This is a genomic window from Paenibacillus xylanexedens, from assembly GCF_007676705.1.
Classification (GTDB): domain Bacteria; phylum Bacillota; class Bacilli; order Paenibacillales; family Paenibacillaceae; genus Paenibacillus; species Paenibacillus xylanexedens_C.
This window is the reverse complement of record NZ_VEBF01000002.1, coordinates 1,632,053-1,650,554: the sequence shown is the minus strand read 5'-3', so window position 1 is coordinate 1,650,554 and position 18,502 is coordinate 1,632,053. Positions and strand designations below refer to the sequence as shown.

Annotated in this window: 18 protein-coding genes; 17 read left to right on the top strand and 1 reads right to left on the bottom strand. The window is 39.8% G+C overall.

The features are described 5' to 3' along the window. The first annotated feature begins 8 nt into the window (after positions 1-8). Genes FS628_RS17335 through FS628_RS17315 form a run of 5 tightly spaced genes read left to right on the top strand, consistent with a single transcriptional unit; the run spans position 9 to position 8,908 of the window. Positions 9-872 (top strand): hypothetical protein, encoded by an 864-nt coding sequence (locus FS628_RS17335; protein ID WP_145323831.1) that lies wholly within the window; start codon positions 9-11, stop codon positions 870-872. Continuing rightward, the gene (locus FS628_RS17330) at positions 859-3,615 is read left to right on the top strand and encodes a glycosyltransferase (protein WP_145323829.1); all 2,757 of its coding nucleotides are present in this window, start codon (positions 859-861) and stop codon (positions 3,613-3,615) included. The genes FS628_RS17335 and FS628_RS17330 overlap by 14 nt, the downstream gene beginning before the upstream one ends. A 15-nt stretch (positions 3,616-3,630) precedes the next feature. Further along, entirely contained in the window at positions 3,631-6,300 is a 2,670-nt protein-coding gene (locus tag FS628_RS17325) for a sulfatase-like hydrolase/transferase (protein WP_186327842.1), read from the top strand. 5 nt (positions 6,301-6,305) lie between these two features. Beyond that, positions 6,306-7,235 carry an interleukin-like EMT inducer domain-containing protein gene (locus FS628_RS17320; RefSeq protein WP_145323825.1) on the top strand — a complete coding sequence of 310 codons (930 nt, stop codon included), beginning with the start codon at positions 6,306-6,308 and terminating at the stop codon, positions 7,233-7,235. Further along, entirely contained in the window at positions 7,232-8,908 is a 1,677-nt protein-coding gene (locus FS628_RS17315; RefSeq protein WP_145323823.1) for an interleukin-like EMT inducer domain-containing protein, read from the top strand. Before FS628_RS17320 ends, FS628_RS17315 begins: the two co-directional genes overlap by 4 nt. A 170-nt stretch (positions 8,909-9,078) precedes the next feature. Here FS628_RS17315 and FS628_RS17310 read toward each other — a convergent pair whose 3' ends face one another. After that, the gene (locus FS628_RS17310; protein ID WP_145323821.1) at positions 9,079-9,981 is read right to left on the bottom strand and encodes an ArsR/SmtB family transcription factor; all 903 of its coding nucleotides are present in this window, start codon (positions 9,979-9,981) and stop codon (positions 9,079-9,081) included. Between the two features lie 177 nt (positions 9,982-10,158). On the opposite strand from FS628_RS17310, the gene FS628_RS17305 reads away from it, so the two are divergent. From FS628_RS17305 to FS628_RS31405, 12 genes are all read left to right on the top strand, one after another. Next, positions 10,159-11,649, top strand: a complete 1,491-nt coding sequence (locus FS628_RS17305) for a glycoside hydrolase family 43 protein (protein ID WP_145323819.1) — start codon at positions 10,159-10,161, stop codon at positions 11,647-11,649. 214 nt (positions 11,650-11,863) lie between these two features. Then, positions 11,864-12,409 (top strand): GrpB family protein, encoded by a 546-nt coding sequence (locus tag FS628_RS17300; RefSeq protein WP_145323817.1) that lies wholly within the window; start codon positions 11,864-11,866, stop codon positions 12,407-12,409. Positions 12,410-12,456: 47 nt separating this feature from the next. Then, positions 12,457-12,873 carry a hypothetical protein gene (locus FS628_RS17295; protein ID WP_222125251.1) on the top strand — a complete coding sequence of 139 codons (417 nt, stop codon included), beginning with the start codon at positions 12,457-12,459 and terminating at the stop codon, positions 12,871-12,873. Between the two features lie 30 nt (positions 12,874-12,903). Then, on the top strand, positions 12,904-13,425 hold the full coding sequence (locus tag FS628_RS17290) for a cysteine hydrolase family protein (protein ID WP_145323813.1): 522 nt from the start codon (positions 12,904-12,906) through the stop codon (positions 13,423-13,425). A 125-nt stretch (positions 13,426-13,550) separates the two neighbouring features. Then, positions 13,551-13,907 carry a hypothetical protein gene (locus FS628_RS17285; protein WP_222125250.1) on the top strand — a complete coding sequence of 119 codons (357 nt, stop codon included), beginning with the start codon at positions 13,551-13,553 and terminating at the stop codon, positions 13,905-13,907. Positions 13,908-13,940: 33 nt separating this feature from the next. Then, positions 13,941-14,198, top strand: coding sequence for a hypothetical protein (locus FS628_RS17280; protein WP_260871071.1), 258 nt, complete (start codon positions 13,941-13,943; stop codon positions 14,196-14,198). Positions 14,199-14,445: 247 nt separating this feature from the next. Further along, a complete protein-coding gene (locus FS628_RS17275) occupies positions 14,446-14,982 on the top strand; it encodes a GNAT family N-acetyltransferase (RefSeq protein WP_145323807.1) in 537 nt (178 codons plus the stop codon). A gap of 29 nt (positions 14,983-15,011) precedes the next feature. Continuing rightward, complete coding sequence (locus FS628_RS17270; RefSeq protein ID WP_145323805.1) at positions 15,012-15,491, top strand: DinB family protein; 480 nt, start codon at positions 15,012-15,014, stop codon at positions 15,489-15,491. A gap of 20 nt (positions 15,492-15,511) precedes the next feature. After that, positions 15,512-16,405, top strand: coding sequence for an aminoglycoside phosphotransferase family protein (locus tag FS628_RS17265; RefSeq protein ID WP_145323803.1), 894 nt, complete (start codon positions 15,512-15,514; stop codon positions 16,403-16,405). A 98-nt stretch (positions 16,406-16,503) separates the two neighbouring features. After that, entirely contained in the window at positions 16,504-16,851 is a 348-nt protein-coding gene (locus FS628_RS17260) for a hypothetical protein (protein ID WP_145323801.1), read from the top strand. A gap of 236 nt (positions 16,852-17,087) precedes the next feature. Then, the gene (locus tag FS628_RS17255) at positions 17,088-18,089 is read left to right on the top strand and encodes an endo-1,4-beta-xylanase (RefSeq protein WP_145323799.1); all 1,002 of its coding nucleotides are present in this window, start codon (positions 17,088-17,090) and stop codon (positions 18,087-18,089) included. Between the two features lie 204 nt (positions 18,090-18,293). Further along, positions 18,294-18,464, top strand: a complete 171-nt coding sequence (locus FS628_RS31405; RefSeq protein WP_186327841.1) for a hypothetical protein — start codon at positions 18,294-18,296, stop codon at positions 18,462-18,464. The last annotated feature ends 38 nt before the right edge of the window (positions 18,465-18,502 follow it).

Sequence of the window (18,502 nt, the reverse complement as noted above, 5' to 3'; positions counted from 1 at the left end):
AGGGTAGCTTGATTAATCAAATAAATATGGATTCCAGCGGAGATAAACGTTTAGATCAGGAACATTTGGAAATTCAATTAGATAAGTTGAAGTCGGTATATAAAAAAAAGACACTTGAAATTATTAACTTAGAAAAAGAAACAGAAACCATCTTAAAGAAATTAACAAATATGGATCTTCAAATTAATGATCGTGCGGAAAACTTACAAATATTACAAATTCAGGTTGAGAGTTTGGAAATATCTTTGAATAATGCTAGATTACAGGTTCCTTATGAAAATGATTATACAAATAGGAAACATTATTACCAAGCAACGTATGATTCTGTTGATACTCAATGCTTTCGTCGTATCCCATTAGAAAACGGACAACTCAAGCAGGTGATCATCTCATTAGATGGGATGGATTTTCAAATTAAGCGGGCTAATGAATTATTGGGTGATTTGGCTAATAGAGATTATGTATGTTTTCATTTTGAAAGGGATATAGAAAAAGATGTTGAGTGTATTTCAGAAAACAACTATGTGTATAAAAGCGAAGTTCAACTATTAAGTTGGTTAAAGTCTGTAAATATCGTACCTCTAATATTGGTGAATTCTGTACAACAAACAGCACTTCTAGATTTAATTGAAGAAAAGTATATTTGGTATGATGTGTGCAATAATAGCGACCTACTGTGGGGAGAGCAGGCAGCCTCAAAATTAAAGCATTTTGAGTTGCTCGAAGCTGCGGATCTAGTTACTTATTCCGATCGGAAGTGGAAGAGGTATACGCTTTTAAGACATGATTCAATGATATGGAAACCCTATGAAGGATGTTATGAAGCATTAATTAAAATGATTTTTGGGGAGTCTCTCAATGACGATAACTAACAACACATCTAAATCATATTCAATTGTTCCTCAGGAAATTAAAAATATACGAGCGGCAACAAATCAGATACAACTGATTAAAGAAGATTTGCAAATGAAGTTGGAGAGCTTGAATGCAGAATTTTCTAACCGTGAGATAGTGGCTATCGAAAAAAATGAAGCTATAAAGCAGCTTAATGAAAGAGTGGTTACTCAAAACTATGAGTTAGCTAAATATGATTTGTTATATTTTACAGAGTATAGCGCCCAGAATAAATATTATAAAATGGTTGTGGAGTCTCCTATCACTGAAGAAGCAATCCGTATTGTGAACATTATTCAGGAAAATGAATATATTGGGATTGTAGTGTATCCAAATGCTGTACATTGGAATCCAGTACAAAGGCCCCAACAAATGATGTTAGATTTGGCTAAAAGAGGATACCTTTGTTTCTTTTGCGATACATCACAAAGTATGAATATACATAAGGAACAAGATCGAATGTATGTCATATCCAATCAGAGTCATCTACTCCAAGCACTTCAGACGTATCATGTGTTAGTTCTGAATTCTTGGTTAATGCAAAATGCCTGGATTGAACACTTACCACATAAAACAATTTGGTATGATGTTCTAGATCGAGTTGATTTTTTCTCGTTCTATGATAAAGGTATGTTAGCGGCACATTATCAAAATTTATATGAAGCCGATCTTGTTACGTATTCCGCACAAGCATTATCAGAATATGTCTCAAAACGTAAAGATGCAGTGTACTTGCCGAACGCTGTGAAAATTGAAGATTTTGATTTGAATAACCAAAAAATCAGTATGCCAGAGGATCTATCTCCTTTCATAAAGCGAGGCAACAAGACGATTGGGTACTATGGAGCGATTGAAGAATGGTTCGACGTGGAACTTATTACAAAATTGGCAAATCAGAAAGGTATAATAATTATTTTGATAGGCCATTGTGGTCTTACTGATATAAAATTTCCAGAAAATGTACATTTGTTAGGACCTAAACCATATTCAGAGTTGAAGAATTATACTGCATTTTTTGATGCTATGATTATACCTTTTTTGGTAAATGATCTAACAAACGCAGTTTCTCCTGTAAAGTTCTTTGAATACTGTGCAATAGGTAAACCAATTATAACTACTCGTATAGCAGAAGTGTTGAAGTATAGCGGTCCTGGTATCACTTTAGTCAATACTGATGAGTTTACATCCTTAGATTCATCGTTTTGGCGAATGGATACTAGAGCAACTCAACATCTTCATAAAATTGCTAATGAAAATCAGTGGAGTCGTAGAACATCTACCATTCTGGAACTTTCTGAGAGTATCCCTTCATTTTTACCTGTTCTTGCTAATAAAGCTCATGATCAAACACAAGTCAATGTATTTGCAGCTACCTTCTTAGATTATAAAGGGGAGAATTATTATTCTGGTGGTGCAGAGCGCTATCTTGTAGATCTTCATGAGGTATGTGCGGACTTGGGGATGAACCTGAATATTTACCAATACGGTCATTATTCCTGGTATCGCAAATATAGAGATATAGATGTCTACAGTTTAGGTCATGAGAAACTTGATATGGAAGAATTCACCATGGAGAATCTCTTATCTTTTAGTCGGAGGTTTGATTACATGGTTAAAGGGCACTCTATGCTGAATATCTATTCTGCATTTTTCCAATCCTATCCTAATGTAGCACACCCTAGTATAGGAATAAGTCATGGAGTAGCATGGGATTCGCCACATAGTCAGTTTGAGAATGGTGATCAGTTCTGGAATGTTAACGAGAGATACATCCAGAGTGCAAATGATCTCCAAAGGGTTGTATCCGTAGACACGAACACCGCCAATTGGTTTCAAACCGTATCCTATAGTACATCATTAAAAATAGAAACTATTCCTAATTATGTGGATGGGACTGAATTTTTCCCAGTGAAGAGAGAAGAAGACGGAAAAATAAGAATTGTGTACCCGCGAAGATTGTATAGGCCTCGGGGATTATATATTACTCTTGCAATAGTTGATAGCATATTAAATGATTATCCTAATGCAGAATTCCATTTCGTGGGAAAGGGATTCCCAGAGGATCTGCAAGCCATTTATGACAAGATGGAGAAATGGAAAGGAAGAATATATTGTTACCACAGTGAGCCAGAAGATATGCACGCTGTGTATAAAAATGCAGATATCGTACTGATTCCAACACTTTACAGTGAAGGCACCAGTCTCTCTTGTTTAGAAGCTTGTGCTACGGGAAATGCTGTAATTGCCACCCGGGTAGGTGGACTTACTGATATCATCATTGACAATCACAATGGATTGTTAATCCACCCGGATGAAGCTTCACTAGAGAAAGCGGTAAGAACTTGCTTGAATGATCCGGAACTGATGAAGAAGTTTGGTGAGAATGCGATCGAAGTCTCTAAGGCATTCAATAAAAATATTTGGAAAGAAAGATGGAAACATGTCATCAAAACGTTGCTTCAGGAACAAGGAATTGCAGGGGTAAGCAATCCTAATTCTGTACACCACTCAAAAACGGAGACCATTGAAATTATAGTTGGGTCAAATGCAGAAAAAAGTAAATGGTTACCTTATGTATCAAGTTGCCTGAAGAAAGGCATGACAATCTTTATAAGATCGGAACAAGAACCAGATATTGATCTTAGTTTTGCAAGAGTTCAGTGGTTGTCATTAGATGCAGAAGTTTATTTTGCCCCGGACACAGTGAAGAAGTTTGTTTAAAGAAAGGGAATGCATATGTCCTCTTTGATCATTTCTGTTTTTGTATTGATTTGGCACTTTTCATGGAACATAGCGATAAATAAAGCGTTTGGTGGCAAAACTCTACCTATGGCTCATATACTACTTATGAGCCTGTTGGTAGGGCTTTTATCTGAAAAGCTATATCATCTAAATACGGTGTTTCTTGTTATGATGATTACATTTTTTAGTTTACTTTATTATATCAGTTTAATTCATATTCGATTTTTCGGATATTTGGTACCTTGGGTACAGATCAAAGAATTTTTCTCGAAGAAGAAGACTACTGCCGCAGGCGGAGATATGTTAATGCAGGCGCTTAAGGGACTAGTTAGACCTGCTGATTTAATTCTTTTATTCATTTACATGTTCACTTCTGCAGGTATCCTGCTTGTTAAAGTAGAGGAGCCTAATGTAGCGATGGCTAGTATACTACTAAATTTGGTGTTGGTTTCACTAATCCTCGTCACATGCATAAAGTATAATGCGATCAAAGCAGGCAGTGCCAACCCTTATTTATTTGGAATTTTCATTTCTTATTATTTTATATATATGAGTGATCTGTTGAGAAAAAAACAAAATAAAGAACTATTTGAACGACTTGAGGAAGAACTGAGTGACAATAAAGAAAGAGAAGAGTCTGACAAAAAGAGTAGACCAAACGATGAGTTTTTCGAGAAATGGAAGGGTAAGAATGTGATTCTTATTCAATTAGAGTCATTCCAACAATTTCTAATTGGACACAAAGTTAACGGTCAAGAGGTGACGCCGTTTCTTAATCGTATGGCTCGTGAAAATATTGAATTTACAGAAATTTATAGCCAGTTCGCTATGGGACATACTGTCGATGCAGAGTTTGCGGCATTACATTCGCTGTATCCATTAAAGAATGAAATTATCAATTTTAAACATTTTGATAAGCATTTTCGTGGTTTAGCACATATTTTCAAAGAGAATAATTATGAGACCGCAGCATTTCACGGGTTTAAAGGTGATTTCTATAATCGGAGAATCATGATGAAGTCTCACGGATTCGATTCCTTCTATGCAGAGGAAGATTTCAATTCCTCCGAGCGGGCTTCCAACTGGATGTCAGATCGATCCTTCTTCGAGCAAGCTATTAAAAAAATTAAAAATATGAAAGAGCCGTTTTTCTCATTTATGATAACCCTGACATCGCACTTTCCATTTGAATTGGAACAGAAGCACTGGGGGCTGGACTTAGAGAAGGAACAGACTGACTTTATGTCTGGGTATTATCAAAGTGCTAACTATACTGACCGTGCACTGGAGTACTTTTATAACCAATTGGTAGAAGAAGGTTTGCACCAAAACACGGTTCTTGCATTCTACGGAGATCATGAAGGAGTCACACTGGAGAATCTGCCGAAGTTGTTCGATACTTTAGGTCTTGAACAAGCCAATATTCTCAAATCCATTAATCAGCAGAGAGTAGCAAAAATTCCATTTATTTTGGCTGCGGCTGATGGGGAACAGGCTGTTCATTTCTCCTCGTCTCATGTTGGCAGTACATTAGATATAAGTGAAACTTTACTGCATTTAATGGGTATTCCAGGTGTTTCTTATGCGATGGGGGAAAGTTTATTTACATCCTCTCCGAATAGAACTGTACCTCTAACGCAGTATCCATCAGGTTCATTTGTGTCCAATGATATGTTTTGTTATGCCTCTGTGACGGGGAATTATAGCGAGAGTACTTTTTTCGATCGCGAAAAAAACAGGATTATACTACCCATATCTGGAGAAAACAAGCACCGTTTTAATTACAGCAAGCAACAAATTACTAAATCGGAGTATTTAATTACAGGTAATCATCTTATCAATAGTAGAGAAGAGAAAGCAAATAACTACCCCGAACTAATAAATATTAATCCAAAGTTGGAAGAACTCATTTCTGTTGCTGAACATGATGCTATCATCATACCAATAGGGAAGAGTTTTGAAGAGGTGTATAGGAAACAGACACTTAATAATCCTTTGATTTTAGAAAATCTTCAGAGATTCTATTGTTTGCAGACGAACCGGAATATCCAATTTTATTCTTTAATTGATTTTGATATGAATCAACAAATGATTTATTTTGAAGATCCACAATATATCGATGGTATTCGTGATAGAGGCTATCTTGTTTCTGATGCGATAGCTGACTCACTAGAAAATTTCCTGAATCGTTTGCCAGATGATGTATGTATTGTAGTTACTGCCAAGGACGATGCGTCAAGCAAGATTGACGATTTATACTATAATATAATTCAAACGTATGGATTTAGCCAACTGAAGGCAGGATCTAATTACCGCTGTAGTTATATTAATTTAATTTATAAAAATAAGGGATTTGCTTCATTTTATGAAATGGTTTCAACTGAGCCGATCGAACTTCACTTGGACAAAAACCAGTTCTTTAATGGAGTGTACATTCCGTTTAAACTCAGTGCGATGAGCATGGGTGCACTTGTCGGGAATCACTCTGAGATCAATATTAATGATTCTTCCCATAGTTTAAATCATCGTGGGCTTAATATTGTTGTCGTCGATATGAAGACATCAAAGGTATTGCAATCGGCTTGGACAGATACGTATATTAGTACAATTGTCAATAATGGAATGTATAAAGCTGTAAAAAGTGATGCTATAAATGGGGGGTAAGTACTGTGTTTGTGCTTAGTTTAAATATAGCTGCAACAACACTTGCTCTCTTGTGGATTTCCATACTTTCTTCTTTTTCACTAAAGAGAGAACAAGGGCATATTAAGATACAGTCAGAGGAAGAAGAAGTAGAAGTGGTAAAGTCGTTCATTGTGCAAGACAAACCTGAGCAATCCAATTCTGTTATTTTTTCGGAGTGGTACAAATTATTGGAAAATGATCTGGAGACGCCTATTAAGATTGTCTATAACCCACAGTGGTATCGAGCATCGGAGGAGTACAATAAATTCAAGGACTTTTATAGAAGTAAAGCTGTAACTTTGGTTAAGGAACGAAATCTTGATTTTCAAGTAGAACGACCTGTAGTACATTTTGATGATCCGCTCCTCATGCCATTATTATGGAACAAAGGATACAATATCAAAGTTGTACAAGGGAAAAGTTTTGCGGATTTATTAAATGAAGTCAATCCATTTACATTAATTTTTCTTTCTGTGAAGGATGATGGTTCTCAAGCACTAAATCATAAATGGCAAGAGAAACTTGCAGATTATGGTGTGCAGAAGTTGACTCGTGAATATTTGCGTTCAAGTTACATGAATGTAATTTGGAAAAAGGGGCAACGAGAGTATATTAGCCTGTATGAAGACGTTTCTGACAAAGCGTTATCTAAGGAGATTAAATCGGGTTATAAAATTAATGATTTTGTCATGCCCATTCATCTGGAAATGAAGAGCGCAGGCTATAACAGTGGCAATATTTCGAGTGTGAAAATAGGAGGAGAAGAATATTCTCCTAATTTACGAGGCATGAATATTGTGCTGTATGATTTAATGGAATCAAAAGTGAAAAGTGTCCACAGAGTGGATACGTTTGTGAGTATTTTTGAAGATAATACAATATATTGTGCATATCCTGAGGAGGAACAAATGTGAATGCCGAACTAGATCTCACACTATTGGATCGTGGAGCAATTTACATTCCGCTTTCTAGTTTTCCTAAAAGTCAGATTGGCTTGGCTTATGCTGCTTATTGCAGTAATTTTTATCGAGAAAACAAGGTACGAATTGGAGACTTTACTAAGCTGAACTTAGAATTAAATCGAAGAATAGTATATTTTCATCCGAGCATCTATATTCCTCAATTTAGTAGATATAATTATACTGTGGAACTTGCACAGGGGGAATCGCTGGATCAGTATCTTGTGGAAATGGAAGTAGGATCTTATGTTGTGATCTCCATTAAAGATGATGGAAGTCAACAAATCAAGGATGACATCTTGGGAGCAGTCAAGAATCTCGGTATTACAATGTTGGATAGAAGTAAACTCCGTTATAGTTATATTTGGCTGGCACGCAAAACAGATGAAAATAGTTATGAAGTGATACATCAAGATTGTTCAGTTAAAGAATTAAGTTGGGAAGGATATTTAGACGGTAATCATTTACTCATAAAAAGTAGCGGAGCCACTTCGGGGAATTATAGTAGCGTAATACTGAGTGGTGTTGAGAGAAGTCTAAATTCCCGAGGGATGAACATTGTAAGTTGGACAGAATCCCATCAGGTAAACACAACTAATTTTGACACTTTCTCTACAATTTATATTCAAGGAAGTTTATTCAAGGCTACACCTTCTTCCTTAATAGGTGATGACGTCCAGTTTAGTGTAGTTAGTCATGCTGCTGGTATGTTTCAGGGTGTTAATTATACGAACTGTAGAGAAGCGATTGAATGGAATTACAGGGTCAAAGGGCATCGTATTTTTGAAATCGATTTTGAGTTAACCTCTGATGGCGAAATGGTTGCTAGGCACAGTTGGCAAGAATATCTGTATGATCACTTACAGCAGAAACGCCCCGAAGAAATAGAAGAAGATGAGCCTCTTTCTCTGGAGCAATTTAAGGAACTTAGAGTTTTAAATAGGTATACACCACTTACAATTACAGATATCTACGAGCTGATGGCTAATTATCCCGATTTATATATCGTAACGGATACTAAATATCTGGAAGCTGACATTATAAAGGCTCAATTCAAGAGAATCATAACAGCAGTTGAACCTTATGGTTATGATTTACTTATGCGCATCGTGCCGCAGATCTACTCGGAAGAAATGTATTCAATTCTGGAGGAGTTATTCCCATTTTCAAGTTATATATACACACTATATGCAACGAACTCTACTGATGAACAGGTGATTCAATTTGTTCAAGACAAATCCATTGGTGTAGTGACTACATATCCAGAGCGATACAGTTCTGATTTTGGGTTAAAATTAAAATCACTCGGTGTGGAAGTTGTACTGCATACAATTAACGATCTGGAGCAGGTTAAAAAATACGTCAATATGAACGTTAATGGTTTTTACACAGACATCTTATCCTTCACAGATATAACGACTGAAATTACGAGATATCAATCCGAGGCAAGGGCTATCAGAGATATGTTGCTACTATACATTGAAAAAAGATTTGAGAAGTCTTCAAATATAGGAAAAATATTCGAAGGATATAGCAAACAAACCCTTGAAGAGATTGCTCCAAAGCTTTTTCTAATAAATACGTTGGAGGAATTTAATCTATTTTACGACGAAATTAAGTCTAACTAGAGAATCTAGCCGAGATAGTACAGCGATTGGTTCCATAGTGACCAACTAGACAGCCGTATTGAGGTGTCTAGTTGGTCGGTGATAAAAGTATGTGCTACATTTTGTTGTATAGGCTAGCTCTGGATTTTCGCCTCTCTAGTATGAGAGTTATATCCTATTGTAACTAAAAATTAACCTAACACACGGATGACAATATCCTGATCATGGTTACCGAAACCGGCACCATAGATCGTTAATCCCCCAACGTTGGGGCTTTCCTCGTCAACTGTGAAACGTAGCGTCCAGAACGGCTCGCTAAGCTTAATATCCGCGAGTGTGATGTCCGACATCCGCTCACCATCCATATACGTACCGGACGCATCAATACGGATGGTCTTCAATAATCCATACTGATTCACATTGCGATGCCACCATTCTGGTGTATATTTGCCGCGCGCTGCTCTTCCAAAGTCGGCAGGGCTTGTCCACGTTCCGAGAGAAACCCCATTGAAGGTGAAACGAATATCGGAAGGCCAATGATCTCTCAATCCCGGAGCTTCAGACGCCAGTTCCATCGAAATTTCAATAGCATCGGTTGTCTGGTCAGGAAGGACAAAATTTGGTGTTTTATATTCAACATAGCCCTTCCCAAACCACAAGATAGCAGCGTGTACACGTTCGGGATCAAGGAAGTAACGGGGATCGTCCCATACGCCGATTTCCTTCTCAAGAGTTCCTAGCCCACAGGTTGGGTGAATATCAAAAGCAGTGTAGTGTCCGACGGCTATCGTCTGCTCTTTGGTTCGTGAAGTTTGGCTTGCGGATGGCAGCTCGATCTCAATGTGATTTTGCTTGAGGTAACATAATTTGTGTGTTCCTCCGTTGATCCGAACTCGTCTGCTCCCAATTAGACCCGCATCCTCCAGTTTGCGAATATGCATCGTGACAATGGAGGGGCTAAGCTCTAGCTTTGCTGCAATATCCTTCACATTCTTTTCGCGATCTGCAATCATATCCATGATTCTCCATCTGACTTCGCTTGCCAGCGCCTCATATAAAGGAAGGAACTGAGGTTCTCCATTTGCTTTGATCATCTGTACAACTCCCTACCTTCACTCTTCTAAAATCATATATATATTAATTTAATAAAATTAGATCCAAGATACAATCCAGATTCATTGCAAGTTTATATCCAATGGTGTTTAATTTTTTTAGTTGCTACGAAGTTGGATTCTTATATTTATGAATTTTAGCATAAGAGGTGGAGTATAGTGAAATACAATAATCCTGTTGTTAAAGGTTTCTATCCAGACCCTAGTGTAATCAAAGTCAATGATACGTACTATATGGTGTGCAGTTCTTTTCAATACTTTCCCGGCGTACCGCTCTTTGAAAGCAAGGATCTGCTGAATTGGAAGCAGATTGGTCATTGCCTCACTCGTAAAAGTCAGATTGATTTGGAAACCGTGAACAGTTCCGGTGGCGTATTTGCCCCCACTATCAGGCACAATGACGGACGTTTTTATATGGTGACAACGAATGATACGACACATCAGAATTTCTATGTCTGGACGGACGATATCTACGGAGAATGGTCTGAGCCTATCTATGTGGATCAAGGCGGGATTGATCCGGATTTGTATTTTGAAGATGGAAAGACCTTGTTTATGAGTAACGGGGTGGATGATGAAGGCGTTGGCGGAATTGTTCAGTGTGAGCTTGAGATTGAAACTGGCCGCAAACTGACCCCGAGTCGTTCGATATGGAACGGAACAGGTGGGCGATATCTGGAAAGCCCACATCTGTATAAAATAAACGGATACTACTACCTGCTTGCTGCTGAGGGTGGCACGGAGTATGGTCACATGGTTACGTATGCTCGGGGAACTTCTTCTTCGGGACCGTTCGAAGCCTATGCGCGCAATCCGGTTCTAACCAACCGCAATCTGGGTGGATATGAGTTACAGGGTGTGGGTCATGGTGACTTGGTTGAGGATGATCTGGGGAACTGGTGGCTCTTTCACTTGGGATTCCGACAGATTGGCAGATGGGCTACGTACCATCATCTGGGCCGGGAGGTGTTCCTGACTCCGATTACGTTTGGTGAAGACGGATGGTTTACAGCTGGGCATGAAGGCACGACGCTGACGAGTTTTGAGACCAATCGTATCCCGGGCACGGTGATCCAGCAGGATAAGAAGAATTATACGTTTGAAAATACCGATTGGAACCTCGACTGGTGTTATCTTCGTCATCCGAATACAGAGCATTATCAACTTGAGTCAGACAAACTTACGCTAAGAGGAACTGAAGTGACGCTGGACGTTCCGGCATCCCCGACGTTCATTGGGTTACGTCAAAAAGACTTTAATGCTACAATCTCTGTCGATGTCAGTCTAACGAACGGCGAAGCTGGTATCACGATCTACATGGATGAGAATCATCATTATGAAGTGGCAATTCGTCAGGAGCAGAACGACTATAAGGTGATCGAGCGTCTGAATATCGGTGATATCAAATCGATTGAACATGAAGTGGATCTGGGAAATAAACAGCATGCAACGCTAGTCATCCGTTCAAATCAGGAACGCTACAGCTTCCTGCTTCAAGCAGATGGTGAAGAGATTCTGCTGGGCACGGCACAGACGAGATACCTTTCCTCGGAGGTGGCAGGAGGTTTTACAGGCGTACTTATTGGTTTGTACGCGAGTGGGCAAGATGCTTCCGCTGAGTTTACAAATTTCAAATGTGAATATCATTAAGAAGTGAAGGGGAGGGCCTAATGGTCCTTCTCTTTTTTTTGATTTGTGTCAAAATATAGATATATTAATACACGCCAATAGAAGAGAGGTATTTAGATTCGGAAGGTGCCCCTGTTATCTTTATGGCATCCCTTAAATAATTTATATGTAACAAAAGGTTAAAAGAACTTGTTATTAATTATATAGCTTGATTGAATAACCAAGGAGGAGTTGCATGGAGGATCAATGGAGAATCGCAAAGTATGATCCGGCATGGCCTATTTTGTTTCTCGAAACGGGTTCGAAATTAAGAGAAGCGTTGGGAGAAAAGGCCGTGCGGATTGACCATGTTGGGTCCACTTCAATTGTTGGAATAGATGCCAAACCCATCATAGATATACAAATTTCTGTTTCCCAGTATGAAAATTTGTTGGACTACAAACGTGAGATCGAAACAGTCGGATTTGTATTCAGAGCAGAAAATCCGGACAAGACTAAACGTTACTTTCGTGAAGAGCCCGGAAGCAGAAGGATACATATACACGTTAGACAGGCAGGCAGTTTCTCCGAGCAGATGACCTTGCTGTTCAGAGACTATTTAAGGGAGCATCCAGAAGATTGTTTGAACTATGCGGAAGAAAAGCACAGACTCATGTCATTGTATAAAGATGAGCGTCCCAAATATGTTGAAGGAAAAGGGCCAACGGTGTGGAGCATATTACAGAGAGCACATAGTTGGTCTCAAGAAATCGGATGGCAACCGGCAAAATCTGACGCATGAGCACATCCAATGAATAGAGATAACTTACTTGGAGTGATGAGATGAACATGGGAAGAAAGCTGATGACATCCGTTCTAACCATTATTTGTTTTACTTTGGCTGCAAGTATCATATCGATGAATGAATCCTACAGTTTTGATTTTTACATTGTTATTTATTTGGTATACGCGACTCCCCTGATCGTATTGATCGGGCTACCTTTATCGATACTGGTGGACTATCTGCTCAGCCGAATACAATTCGACAATCATGTATTGTATCTAAGTACTAGGATATTGAGTTATGCATGTGCTGGAGTTTTAGGCATGTATATTTATTACGTGGTCATGGGCGCAGGAGAAGCAATCTTGGATTTCAAAGAGACGTTAGTTCTGACCTTATTTGGCGTTCTTGCTGCTATCCTATTTGTACTGATTGATATGGGAATGGAAGTTTTGTTAAAAATGCAAAGAAGAAAGAGCTGAATTAAATTGATTGGTCAGGAGGAAAGAAAGATGACAACGCATTGTGCACTTCTAATTATTGACGTACAGGTAGCGATGTTTGATGAAGCAGATCCCGTATATCAAGGGGAACGATTGCTTCAAAAGATCCAGATGTTAATGGCCAAGGCCCGTGAAGCAGGGCATTCCATCATATATATCCAGCACAGCGAAGGGGCAGGCAGTCCACTGGAACGAGGAACACCGGGGTGGGACATCCATCCGTCCATTGCACCTATAGCTGGTGACCTCGTTATCGAAAAAAAGACACCGGATTCGTTTCACGAAACCAATCTGCATCTGAAATTGCAAGAAGATGGCGTGACGGAGTTGATTCTCGCGGGTATACAGACCGAGGTATGTGTAGACACGACTTGCCGCAGAGCGTACAGTCTGGGTTACACGGTCAATCTGGTTCAAGATGCGCACAGCACATGGAATTCAAAGACGCTTCAAGCGGAGCAGATTATTGAACATCACAATACGGTACTGAGACTGTTTGCCAACGTGGTGGATTCGGAGAATGCGCTGTAATGCTAGGAAAACGTAGGCGATTCTGGTTTTTCATAGGTGCGGCAATCATGTTTTTGTATTTTCTAATCACGAGTAACCCTGATCCAAATAAGCCGATTTCGAGAAATCAAGTGATAAGCTCAGAGATGAGCATAGTCGTGTACACCAGGACAGGCGACGGTGGAGGACACGTTAGTATTGACAATGTTACGTTAAGTAAAGAAGACATTAGCCGTATAGTCGGCTGGCTGAATGCAGCCCCGGAATCAGCCAAAATACCAGTAGATGATGTCACAGGAAGCATTAGTGCAGGAATTGCTTTGAGATTAAAGCATAACGCTGAAGTTACAATTCAATACAATCGGAAACAGATCATTGTATCCAGAAAAAGCAGATTTAATAGAGATTCGAAATATATACTTGATCAGAAGGACTTAAGAGACTTTATGGATCAAAAGTTGGAAGGGACGTATTTTGGTAAAGATACCGTTAGTGTTGAATAAGGGGGAGATGTTTTGACAATAAACAAAAGAATAATGAATCTATCAGCCTGGCTTGCTGTGTTAGCCATCATATGTATTCCTGGCACCTTACATACTGAAGATGGACCGCTTCGAACAGAGTATGGTTTCCCGATCCGATTCTTTACGGATTATCATTATGCCAACTCGGATGGAACAATCTGGTTTATATCTGGCATCCATTTAAACGTACTTCTATACTTGTTCAATGTCCTGTTTATTTATGCGGGGATTCATGTAATCTTGTATATAAAAAAGAAATTAACTAAATAAATTGAACTGAATATTTACACGTAACGAAGAGGACAGAAAGGACCTGAAGAAGCGGAGCTAAAAGCTTTCTGCAAGAAAGCTACTTCGGAAGCATATACCTCGCCTTTATCCCCGGATTTTTCCTTTAGAAAAGGAATCAAAAAAATCTGGGGATAACAGCGATCGGAAGGTTGTTCTGTCATCGGAGAGTCCAGTGTAAATATTCAATAGTTTAACTTATATAGAACGTAAAAATGGAGTGATTACGATGAAACAACTTCCAGTAGAATGGAAGTCAGACCGACTTATTATCTCGAATGTGGAAGAATCCGATATTCCTGAACTTGAGTCCATATATGAGACCAGTCGGTACTTACATCAATGGGATGGACAAGAGCATGATCGGAATTATGTGAAAGAATGTTTTGAAGAAGGCCACCTTCCGCCGGGAGGGAGGCTGGAGAATTATCGAATTCAATCCATTCGCACGAATGAGGATGACCGCTATATTGGTTTGTTAAGTATATATCATGGTTACCCCTCGGAAGAATCAATCTATCTTGAATTTCTATATATCCAGAGCGAGATCCAGAAGCAGGGGTATGGACAAGAATTAATTCAGGCGTTGACTCGTTACTTTTCCGAACTTGGTTACAAGGAAATTCGAATCAACGTAGCGCTCAAAAATTGGCCTGCTTTACGCTTTTGGATCAAATCCGGATTCAATCAGGTCAGCGGAATTTATGGTGATCTTGAACATTCGGATGAAACCTTTGCCAATACAGAATTGATCAAAGCTCTCTGAAAAATATAGCCGATAAGGGGAATATACCAATGGAAACATTCTTTCGTTATAACTGGATGGTACGTGAGCAATGGTATGCGTGGTGTGAAGATGTATCGCTTGAAGAATTGATTCGGCCTCGCACAGGCGGAGTAGGCAACATATTACAAACGTTTTTTCATATCATTGATGTAGAGTGGAGCTGGCTTCAGTTGCTTCAGGGCAAACCGGATGATGCAGAAGATTTTGCAAACTATCAGAATCTTGAGGCGGTAAGGCGATTGGATCGCAAGTTACGTCCTGATGTGGAGGCATTTGTTACAGCTTGGGAGCCGAGTATGGAAAAAAGAGCTTATATTGATCATCGCTCAGCTGGCAAGGTCGGTACAGATTCATGGGGAGAAGTCATGCGACATGTGATCGCCCATGAGATTCACCATATGGGACAGCTGTCCGTATGGTCCAGAGAATTGGGCAAGCAGCCGGTATCCGCCAATGTCATTGGCAAAGGCCTGATTATACCTGACTAACAGGGAGAGAGGGGTATGGCATGAATGAACGGAGGAGAACGATGACCATTCAACTTAACCAGATAGATTGGATGCAACTGGATGAACGTGTCCAGCAGGTGATTGAACAGGAGCATCGGATCATCCCCTTGGTACCTGGACTGGAAGCGAGTGTGATGAGAATCGAAATGGGTGATCATCGGTACGCGTTGAAGGTATGGAACAGGGATTCAAAACCGGATATCGCCAAACAATATCGGTTATTATCCAAGCTTCATCAAAGTGGAATTCGTGTTTCCAAGCCCTACGGTTGGGGATTAGACGAACAACAAAATCCAGTGCTGTTAACAAGCTATGATGGCGAGCCGGTTACCCAATTAACGCAAGTTAAACTGACACGGTTGGCTGAGCGATTAATGGATGTCCACCGTTATCCGGTGAACAAAGTGTGTGCTGGAGAAGATGGAGAATACATATCCAGATATAATTTTGTTGAATACTTTTTTCCTCAAATTGAATTACATAAAGATATTCATGATCTTCTCGCAAACTTGATCCAGCTTGTTCAGATCAGGCAGGACCATTTGATTCATGGCGATTATAATCTGGGAAATATTCTTGAAATGGACGACTATTACACTATTATCGATTGGACCAATGGGCAATACGGCGATCCGAGGTACGATATGGCATGGTCTGTTTTTCTGATCACCATCTATAATGGGGGAAGTTACGGCGAGATATATCGCGCTCAATTTGCACGTTCTGCAAGTTATACGTACACGCTGGAAGAGGAGCAGGTTTTTGAAGCTGTAGCTTGTCTTCGCTGGATTCTGTTAAAGCGCGTTGTGGATGTACCCATGGGGCCAAATGTAATGGAACGGGTTCACAGCATGGCTGTCCATAATCCATATTTGAATGAATATCTGCTGTGATTAGGAATAGTAAGACGACATTTTTGCAAATAAAATAAACAGCCTGTCCTAAACCAGCGTTCCTTGCATACCTATGGTAGTAGAGGAGCGTGATCGTTATGGAAGAGAAAGTGCAAACCTACTTTGAATTAAAGCAACAGCAAAAAAATATTGAGCAACAGTTGTCTGTGCTACGAGATGAGATTGTCGCGTATTGCGCGGAACAAGGTGTCTATGAGACACAGGTTGGGAATTACACGGTGAAGACGGTGCTTCAGCAACGTAAAGAATACGATGATCAGAAGTTGTATGCTGCTCTGCCTGACCCAGATATCTGGCGATTGTTGTCCAAGGTGGACAGCCATAAGCTGAAAAGTCTGATCAAGCTTAACATTCTGTCCGAGGAGCAGATTAACCCGGCATGTACACTGAAACAGGTGACTTTATTACAGGTCGACAAGCTATAACGCTTAATACCATTTCCAAACCTGAGTTGAATCAACGGAATATCACTATTACAAAGCACCTTCCATGAAAATAGTTCTGTTGCCCTGGGCAGTGGAACATGGGGGTGTTTTTGTTTTACGAACAGGGATAGGGACCAATAATAGTTAAATATGAGGGGAAAGATGTTTAATCTGTTCATGGTAAGCGCATTCATAAAGCGGTATGATGGATAAAAACAGGCAGGGAGGAATTGTAAATGTCATCAGAAATTCCATCACTACATGCTGCTTATGCCAACAAGTTCAAAATAGGTGCTGCTGTACATACCCGAATGTTGCAGTCCGAAGGGGAGTTTATCGCCAAGCACTTCAATAGCATCACCGCTGAAAATCAGATGAAATTCGAAGAAATCCACCCAGAAGAGAATCGTTATACTTTTGAGGCGGCGGATAAAATTGTTGATTTTGCTGTTGCCCGAGGGATTGGGGTTCGCGGACATACTTTGGTCTGGCATAATCAAACATCGAAATGGGTCTTTGAGGATACCTCAGGTGCTCCCGCTTCCAGAGAGTTGCTATTATCTCGCTTGAAGCAACATATTGATACGGTAGTAGGTCGGTATAAGGGGCAAATATATGCGTGGGATGTCGTCAATGAAGCTGTTGAAGATAAGACCGATCTGTTCATGCGGGACACGAAGTGGTTAGAGCTGGTGGGAGAAGATTATTTGCTGCAAGCGTTCAGTATGGCTCATGAAGCTGATCCAAATGCCCTTCTTTTCTATAATGACTACAATGAGACGGATCCGGTCAAACGGGAGAAGATCTACAATCTGGTTCGGTCTTTGCTGGACAAGGGAGCACCTGTACACGGGATTGGGTTGCAGGGGCATTGGAATATTCATGGTCCTTCGATTGAGGAGATCCGAATGGCTATTGAGTGTTATGCTTTACTGGATGTGCAGTTGCATGTTACGGAGCTGGATATGTCCGTGTTTCGTTATGAGGATCGTCGAACGGACCTCACCGCGCCAACTTCGGAGATGGCTGAGCTACAGGAGCGTCGATATGAAGAAATCTTTAATTTGTTCCGTGAGTATAAATCATCCATTACCTCTGTGACGTTCTGGGGAGTAGCGGACAATTATACATGGCTGGACCATTTCCCGGTTCGTGGACGCAAAAATTGGCCCTTTGTTTTTGATCAGCAGTTGCAGCCAAAGGAATCATTTTGGCGTATCATTAACCCTATGTCCTGAACATCAGGGAAGTGGAGAGAATCGGTCACGATGTGGCCGATTTTTTGCTGTACTCAATATAGATTATACAGTACGGCTATCTCGGTGCATGATTGAACACTACGCTTGTATGTGTGTAGGTATATGGATTTTTATGGAAAATTGTGATAAGGTAAAAGAAAGGCAATCTCGAAACAATATTTTTTTCCGAAATGAGTTGAGAAGATGGATCGCACCCGCAATTACCTGTTGATATTTGCAGGAAACTTGGTCGCTGCCTATTATATCTTTGAAGAAGGTACTTTTGCCAAACCGCTGATGTTTGCTACATTCATGCTGTTGCTGATCATGACAATCGATTACATGAAAAGTAGAAACAAATATACATTGGATTAGGGTATGTCCATGTTTTTAAACGATTCTGGAGCATAGGG